Genomic DNA, 6,988 nt, shown 5'->3' on the forward strand with positions numbered 1-6,988 from the left:
ACCAGAGAGGCCGGGTCGCGGCATTAAAACAATAACAACTGAAATCAGTTCGTTTGAAGCTGATTTGTATGCAGATTATCTGTTGAACAATCTTTTGAACATCGTCTGATAGAACCCTTTTCGAACTACAAGGAGTAGTGATGACATCCCTCTTGTCCCGAGTTCGCCAGCTGGCGAATGATAATGCGTTGCCACCCCATCTGCTGCAAACCCGTCAGTGGGAAGGGCCCCTGTGTCGGGTGCGACTCGACAACACCGGTTCTGATGCCACTCCGGTTGACCGCTGGGTGCTGTTTGACGGCAAGCTTGGCCTGCCGGTGGAGAGCGCCATCTATGGCGAAGGATTCCAGATGCTGGCCCAGACCAAGGGTAGCTGGCAATCACCGCAACATGTCGGCCGTTGCCCCGATGCCAGCGTTTATCGCATCACTGATGACAATGGCTATCACACCATTCACAACCTGTTGCTGGTGGAGCATGGCAAGGGGTGGCTGCTGCTCGCCTTTGCCAGCTGCCACCGTTTTGGCGGGGAGTTTCGTCTCTATCCCGATGGCCGCTTGCAGATCCTGATGAACTGCGAAGGGCGAAAACTTGCAGCCGGTGAGCACTGGCAGAGCGAGGCGCTGATCTGCCTCGAAGGGGCGGAGCGCGAAGATCTGCTGGCCGAGTTGGCACGGCTGATCGAGGTCGAGCACGGCTCGCTGATCGGCAAGGTGAGTGAGCGCCCGAGCGGCTGGTGCTCCTGGTATCACTACTACGCCGAGGTGAGCGCTGCCGATATTCGCGAGAACCTGCAGGTGCGTGCCGAGCGCTTCCCGGCCCTGCGTTATGTGCAGATCGACGACGGCTATCAGGCCAAAATGGGTGACTGGCTCACTCCATCGGCCAAGTTCGAGCAAGGTGTTGCTTCATTGGCTGCCGAGATCAAACAGGCTGGCTGCGAGCCCGCTCTCTGGGTCGCTCCCTTTATCGCAGAGCCCGGTTCGCAGGTGTTTCAGGATCACCCCGACTGGTTTGTGAAGGGGGATGACGGCCTGCCGCTCCCTTCCGAGCGTGTCACCTATGGCGGCTGGCGCTGCACCCCCTGGTATGTGCTGGACGGCACCCACCCCGAGGTGCAAGCGCACCTTGAGCAGGTGTTTCGTACCCTGCGCGAGCAGTGGGGCATCCACTACTTCAAACTCGATGCCAACTTCTGGGGCGCCATCCACGGTGGCCGTTTCCACGATCCGGCCGCCACCCGGGTCGAGGCCTATCGGTGTGGTATGGCGGCCATCCTGCGTGGTGCAGGTGAAGGCGCTTTCCTGCTCGGTTGCAATGCCCCCATCTGGCCGAGCCTTGGGCTGGTGCACGGCATGCGGGTGAGCGATGACGTGGAGCGCAATGGCCACCGCTATCGCCAGATCGCCCGCGAGGCCTTCTGCCGCGCCTGGCAAAATGACAAGCTCTGGGCCCTCGACCCCGACTGCATTTGCCTGCGGGATCTACCGAGCCAGCAGGCAAGCCAGGCTGAATACAGTTTCCATCTGGCAGCGCTGGTGGCAAGTGGCGGCATGATGCTGGCCGGTGATCGACTGCAAGATCTCGATGAGGAGCAGGCGGTGCAACTGCGCAAGCTACTTGAGCTTTGTGCGTCCCGTGCACCCTCTGCCCGTTTCGAGTCGATGGACTTTGCCTGTGGTGAAGTAAGCCTGCCCGAGGGCGGCACTCTGCTCTGCCTCTTCAACTGGGAGGGGCAACCACAGGAGTTTCTGCTGCCGGAAGGGGGAACCGATTTTTGGCAGGGAGAGGCAGTCGGTACGGCTGTGACCCTGCAAGGGGGCGAGGGGCGGGTGATCCGCTACACCTGATCACTGTGTCACCAAACAATTCAGGCTCCATCACGGAGCCTGAATTGTTTCAATCAGCGGTTATCAGTCACGTTTTTCAGTAACGCCACTCAAAACCGACAGCGTATTTGGCGGAGCCATAGCCCGGGATATCACTGCCGGAGGCGATCGCCTTGAGGGTCAGCAACGGGGTGATGGGCACCCCCAGACCAAAACCGATGGCTAGTTGATCATTGGGGTTCCCCATCAGATCGACCCGCATCACCCGATAGAGGGACATATCCTCGCTCAGGTGCATATAGGCTTGCGAAGCGCGGTTATAGACCTGACCAAACACCTCCAGCTGGAAACCTGACTGGGCGCTGATGGCCAGCGGTACCCCGACAAACTTGTAGAGATGGGAGCCGTTGAAGTAGCTGTTGGTGATCAGGGGAGTGAAATCAGTCTGCTGATAAAGGGTGTTGAAGTTCTGTTCTACGATGCGATAGGTCTGCTCGGGCAGGCGAGCAAGATAATCCGGCACATCGAACCGGTATGCGGCGTTGGCTGCCAGCGGCAGCAGGGCCAGTAATCCGAGCAGTGCGTGGTGACGAGGCATCAGCAAATGGCTTCCGTTCGGCCAAAGAGATCTCTTGCTTGGGAGACATCCGCTCAGGATGTTGCAAGATATTGGTTTTTGGGGAAATCCCCTTCGTCATTATGACCTGAAGAAGGGGATGGGCGGGAAGGATTTATTGTGAAACTACTCACAACTCATAAATCTTCCAGATAGTGGTAGAGACTCTTTAGAATCGCAAAGTTCCGTTCGTTACTCTGGTTCTGCTCGGCCAGTGCCTCGAGACGGGGCACGTAGTCCGGCAGACGGCGGCTGAAGTAGTCGCTGCAGTGCAGGCGCCAGCGCTTCTGCTCTGCTTCGCTCAAGGTGTGTGGCCAGTTGCGGGCACGATAGCGGAACAGCATCTCCGGCAGCCGGGAGTCGGTAAAGGCGAACTCCCGCTCACCCAGCAGATCCGCGGGGGTGGCACGCACCAGATCCATGGTGGACTTGTCGCCATGGCCAAAGAATCCGGCGTAGAGCTGGGTATCGGGGTCGCTCTCATTGCTGCCGGCGAACTCCTGATTGAACACTTCCACCAGTTTTTCCCGCACTTCGGGGTGGGTGCGCAGCAGATCCAGGCTCTTGCGGCACTGCTCCCGATTGATGCCGAGCTCGTCGGCGCGCTCCGCGGTCAGGGTGGCGGCCGGTGCCAGCACCGGGCACTTGTTGATGTGTACCAGTTTGACCGGAATGCTTGCCAGATCCCCCAGCTCCTCTTTCTTGGTGTAGAGGCGCTCGCGGATCTCCTCGCTGGAGAGTTCAATGAGCGGGGTGGGGTCACGGGTCAGATCCACCATGATCACCGCGTTCTGGTTGGTGGGGTGCCAGGCAAGTGGCGAGACCCAGCTTGCACAACCCTGCCAGGGGGAGAACATGCCGGAGACGTGCACCAGCGGCTTCATGGTCACCACGTCAATCAGCGCCTTCACCTTGTTTTTGTTACGCAGATCAAAGAGATAACCAAACAGCTTGGGTTGCCCCTTTTTCACCAGCTTGGCCATCTCGATGGTGGCCAGCACGTCCGAGAGCGCATCGTGGGCGTTGGCGTGGGCCACGCCGTTGGCGACCGTCAGCTTTTCCAGCCGGAAGCTCGGTTTGCCTTCATCATCAAAGGCCCACTCGATCCCCTCCGGGCGCAGGGCATAGCAGGCCCGCAGCATGTCGAGAATATCCCATCGGGAGTTGCCGTTCTGCCAACTGTAGGCATAGGGGTCATAGAAGTTGCGATAGAGGGTGTAGCGGGTCACTTCATCATCGAAGCGGATGCTGTTGTAGCCAAGCACACAGGTATTCGGCGTGGCGAACTGCTCGTGGATCTGGCGAATGAAATCCGCCTCGCACAGCCCATCCTTCATCGCCTTTTGCGGCGTGATACCGGTAATCAGGCACGCCTCCGGATCCGGCAGGTAGTCTGCCGGTGGTTTGCAATAGATGACCAGCGGCTCGCCAATGATGTTGAAATTCGCATCGGTACGAATACCGGCAAACTGCGACGGCCTGTCCTTGGCGGGGCTGATGCCGAAGGTCTCGTAGTCGTGGAAGTAGAAGGTAGGATTTGTCTGCTGGTTCATTTCGTGGTTCTGAATTGTGTCTATATGCTTGAAAAACAAGTCGTTATACGGAGTGTTATCTCAGATTGTCTCACTTTGTCCGACCTTGATTCAGTCCGTTTCAGACCAGTTTGGTACATATCTGTGTACACGTTAGGACGCGTTAATGTGTCAGTGAAAAATCAGATGACCAGTCACAGGAGAGTCATATGCCACTTACTGATACGAAGCTACGGGCCCTCTATGGTAAGCCCTACTTTGGCAAGACGGAATTGTCAGACCGTGATGGATTGTCAGCTCGGGTCACCGAGCGAGGCACCATCTCGTGGCAATATCGCTATCGCTGGCAAGGAAAAGCGGCGAGACTCAAAATTGGACGCTATCCCGACCTTAAACTCGCTGATGCCAGGGCGTTGATCCCTGCAATCCGTGGTGCACTTGAGCGTAATGAACATCCCAGAGTTTTCTGGGATAAGCTCCACCAGAAGCATGATGTCACACTGAAACAGTGCTGCGAGCATTTTCGTGAGCACCATCTGCCCAAGCTGCGGCCCCGTACGGTCATGCTCTATGAGCATACCATGCAGCGCTATTTCGAACCTCTGTTTATTGGTATTCCGGTTGAACAGATCCCGTTTTCGAGCTGGCTGGAGTGGTTTGATAAGATTGGCAAGAAAAAGCCGAAAAACGCTGGGCATTTACTGCGCAGGTTAAAATCCATGCTTAGTTTTTGTATTCGTCGTAATCTCATTGGTGGCTCCCCGGTGCTCCAATTACGCACCGAAGATGTGGGCTCTCAACCTGAGAGAGGTACTCGTGTGTTGACCATGCGAGAACTCGCTCAAATTTGGATTGCCTTTGAACAGAGCAGGGCCAGCCGCGGATTAAAATTGGCAGCCAAATTGGTGATCTTGCTTGGTTGTCGCAGCGGCGAGGCATTGGGTGCACAGTGGAGTGAGTTCAATATGGAGGAGCAAATTTGGACGGTTCCCGCTGCTCGCGCCAAATGTGGGGCGCCAATACGTCGGCCTATTCCCAGCAGGGTTATGATGCTGCTGCAAGAAGCGGCAGCGAGAGATCGGCTAAAGGGAGGGCCAGTATGTCGCTCGCCAGTGAATCCGAAAAGATCGTTGAGCAGTGCGTCCCTGATCCAGTTAGCAGAGCGTGTGCGAGATAAACTGGATCTGCCGTATTGGCGTATGCATGACATGCGTCGAACGTTGAGTACGCGTTTATCGGAGGAACGAGTTCTACCACAGGTAACCGAAAAAATTCTTGGCCACAGGATGGCCGGTGTGATGGCCATCTATAATCTGCATGACTGGATTGATGAGCAACGTGAGGCATATGAGTTATGGGATACAAAATTAATGGAGGCAATAAAATCCTTGCAGGATATTTAAATATAACTGAACCATAAGATGGTGTGATTCATCATCTAAGATGAGTGATTTTCCCTTGATATCCAGCTATTTATCGCTGCGACAGAATAAAAGCCCTTATTGATAGGTGGTGGGAATTTGTCTTCTTTAATCCATCTGTACAGCGTCGATCTGGATATGCCAAGTTTTTTTAATAGTGTTTTTGTCCTTATTAGTGCTGGTTCATTGTTGTTCATATGGCCTCCTATTTTTTTTAGGAGGTTAAACATGATTGGTATATGTGTCAATTTACCATGTTTTTAGACGGCTTGCTTTTATGATATAGAAAAACAAGTAGTCATTTTCATACTGCGAAAATCAATTCAATAATTGTTTTTGTGTATTATAAAAGCAATGGAAATAGCTATGGAACAATATGGCTTATGGTCATGATATGTAAATTTCAATAACATTTTTGACTCCTTTTAACTCTCGATGGTTGGGTATGGCGTGTGTTCGTGTTGTTAAGTCAACGGGTGGCTCTATTCATTATTGGTAGAGTTGAACGCGAATTCAACTTCGAAGTGCGACACTCGCCTATGCCGCCTGACGGTACTCTTCGAATACCTTGACAGGCTGCCTGAATCCGAGACATTTCCGAGGTCGTAGGTTGAGCCACTGCTCCGCTCTCCTGACATCCTCGTCCGTGACCTCTCTCAGGTCTGTTCCCTTTGGGATAAACTGCCTCAACAGCCCATTGCTGTTCTCGTTCAGACCGCGCTCCCACGAAGAGTAAGGGTGCGCAAAGTAAGTCTCGGCACCCAGCGCTTCCTCTATCGCCTTGTGTTCGGCAAACTCGCCGCCGTTGTCAAAGGTGATGGTATGCACCTGCTCGATGTAGGGAGTTAACATCTCGATTATCGCATCCCGCACCACCCCAGCCTGTTTGCTCGCGACCCGCTTGACCAGATAGAGCCGGCTCTTGCGCTCCACCAGGGTGACCAGTGCACCTGTGCCTTGCTTGCCCAGCACCGTGTCCGCCTCCCAATCACCGAGCCGCTCCCGGCTATCGACGATAGCCGGCCGTTCATCAATAGAGCGGGCTTCCTTGATGGGAGAACGCAGGCTGCTCGCCCCCTTGCGGTAGCGCTTGTGGCCCTGGCGCAGATGGCGGTACAACTGGCCACCCCGGGCTTTGTCGGCGGCCACATGGCGGTATATCCACTCGTGACTCACCATGAGGCCTATCTGCTTGCCCACCGCGCTTATCTGCTCCGGGCTCCACCACCAGGCGAGTGTCAGCTCGACAAACTGGATGACATCGGCAGATAGCCGAGATTTGGCCGCACTGGCCCGTCGGTGGGTGGCGTGCTGATGCGCATTGTCTGGCTGGTAGCCCTGCGGCCCGGCGTTACGACGCAGCTCCCGGTAGAGGGTGGAGCGATGAACGCCAATGGCGCGTGCGGTGGCAAGGATGGACATCCCCTGTGCGCGAAGCACCGATAACTGGTATCGTTGCCCCTCGGTCAACTGCTGATAGCTCATGGTGATACTGCTTTTACTTTGGCGAGCAGAAGGGTACCACCAATCAGCAGTTGGCCACCTCTCGCCATTCATCCATGAGTGTCGCACTTATTATCTGAATTCCCG

The 6,988-nt window shown here is 55.3% G+C and carries 6 protein-coding genes; 2 read left to right on the forward strand and 4 right to left on the reverse strand.

What is annotated here, in order from left to right:
• Positions 1-140 precede the first annotated feature (140 nt).
• Positions 141-1,850: a glycoside hydrolase family 36 protein gene (locus tag AB5Y67_RS03635; protein ID WP_199428143.1), complete on the forward strand. Its 1,710-nt coding sequence runs from the start codon at positions 141-143 to the stop codon at positions 1,848-1,850.
• Positions 1,851-1,926: 76 nt separating this feature from the next.
• Here AB5Y67_RS03635 and AB5Y67_RS03640 read toward each other — a convergent pair whose 3' ends face one another.
• Together AB5Y67_RS03640 and sbcB are read right to left on the reverse strand one after the other, a co-directional pair.
• Positions 1,927-2,427, reverse strand: coding sequence for a hypothetical protein (locus AB5Y67_RS03640; RefSeq protein ID WP_005360277.1), 501 nt, complete (start codon positions 2,425-2,427; stop codon positions 1,927-1,929).
• 155 nt (positions 2,428-2,582) lie between these two features.
• The gene (sbcB, locus tag AB5Y67_RS03645; RefSeq protein WP_199428142.1) at positions 2,583-3,998 is read right to left on the reverse strand and encodes an exodeoxyribonuclease I; all 1,416 of its coding nucleotides are present in this window, start codon (positions 3,996-3,998) and stop codon (positions 2,583-2,585) included.
• 188 nt (positions 3,999-4,186) lie between these two features.
• Between sbcB and AB5Y67_RS03650 the strand changes: the two genes are divergently transcribed.
• Positions 4,187-5,380 carry a site-specific integrase gene (locus AB5Y67_RS03650; protein ID WP_139429081.1) on the forward strand — a complete coding sequence of 398 codons (1,194 nt, stop codon included), beginning with the start codon at positions 4,187-4,189 and terminating at the stop codon, positions 5,378-5,380.
• 35 nt (positions 5,381-5,415) lie between these two features.
• On the opposite strand, the gene AB5Y67_RS03655 is transcribed toward AB5Y67_RS03650, so the two are convergent.
• Together AB5Y67_RS03655 and AB5Y67_RS03660 are read right to left on the reverse strand one after the other, a co-directional pair.
• Positions 5,416-5,628 carry a helix-turn-helix transcriptional regulator gene (locus AB5Y67_RS03655; RefSeq protein ID WP_368207574.1) on the reverse strand — a complete coding sequence of 71 codons (213 nt, stop codon included), beginning with the start codon at positions 5,626-5,628 and terminating at the stop codon, positions 5,416-5,418.
• A 307-nt stretch (positions 5,629-5,935) separates the two neighbouring features.
• Positions 5,936-6,883, reverse strand: a complete 948-nt coding sequence (locus tag AB5Y67_RS03660; protein ID WP_019706001.1) for an IS30-like element ISAs2 family transposase — start codon at positions 6,881-6,883, stop codon at positions 5,936-5,938.
• Positions 6,884-6,988 lie beyond the last annotated feature (105 nt).

The sequence above is a fragment of the Aeromonas sp. s12 genome (genome assembly GCF_040907925.1).
GTDB classification, from domain to species: domain Bacteria; phylum Pseudomonadota; class Gammaproteobacteria; order Enterobacterales; family Aeromonadaceae; genus Aeromonas; species Aeromonas veronii.

What these genes read in the sequence shown, in the direction of transcription:
- AB5Y67_RS03635 (WP_199428143.1), top strand. Translation starts at nt 141, where the DNA reads ATGACATCCCTCTTGTCCCGAGTTCGCCAGCTGGCGAATGATAATGCG.
- AB5Y67_RS03640 (WP_005360277.1), bottom strand. Translation starts at nt 2,427, where the DNA reads ATGCCTCGTCACCACGCACTGCTCGGATTACTGGCCCTGCTGCCGCTG.
- sbcB (WP_199428142.1), bottom strand. Translation starts at nt 3,998, where the DNA reads ATGAACCAGCAGACAAATCCTACCTTCTACTTCCACGACTACGAGACC.
- AB5Y67_RS03650 (WP_139429081.1), top strand. Translation starts at nt 4,187, where the DNA reads ATGCCACTTACTGATACGAAGCTACGGGCCCTCTATGGTAAGCCCTAC.
- AB5Y67_RS03655 (WP_368207574.1), bottom strand. Translation starts at nt 5,628, where the DNA reads ATGTTTAACCTCCTAAAAAAAATAGGAGGCCATATGAACAACAATGAA.
- AB5Y67_RS03660 (WP_019706001.1), bottom strand. Translation starts at nt 6,883, where the DNA reads ATGAGCTATCAGCAGTTGACCGAGGGGCAACGATACCAGTTATCGGTG.